The organism is Photobacterium sp. R1, from assembly GCF_054600795.1.
This window is the reverse complement of the sequence record NZ_BAAHZP010000560.1, coordinates 1-271: the sequence shown is the minus strand read 5'-3', so window position 1 is coordinate 271 and position 271 is coordinate 1. Positions and strand designations below refer to the sequence as shown.

General features: G+C 54.6%; 1 protein-coding gene. It reads left to right on the top strand.

The window, feature by feature from the left end; translation table 11 throughout:
* Positions 1 to 42: 42 nt before the first annotated feature.
* A partial coding sequence (locus ACYP03_RS26285; protein ID WP_459782709.1) for a hypothetical protein occupies positions 43 to 271 on the top strand: 229 nt, incomplete at its 3' end.

Sequence of the window (271 nt, the reverse complement as noted above, 5' to 3'; positions counted from 1 at the left end):
ACATTTGCCGTGAATGCGACGACTGGTGCGTTGGAAGGAAGCTTGGCTGATGGCACTCTGGTGCTCAGCATCTTGCCCAGCGGGGATCAACCCGCAGGTAACCGTAATGTGAACGTGACTGTTGAAGTCACCCAGTTTGCCCCTTTGGATCACCTGTCAGGTGGAAGTGATACCGGGCTGGTGAGAGTCAACGGTGCTGAAATCCGTATCAATGCGCCGATACAGCTTCAGGATGTGGACGGCGACAGCTTACCTGTTCCGGTGAACAGTA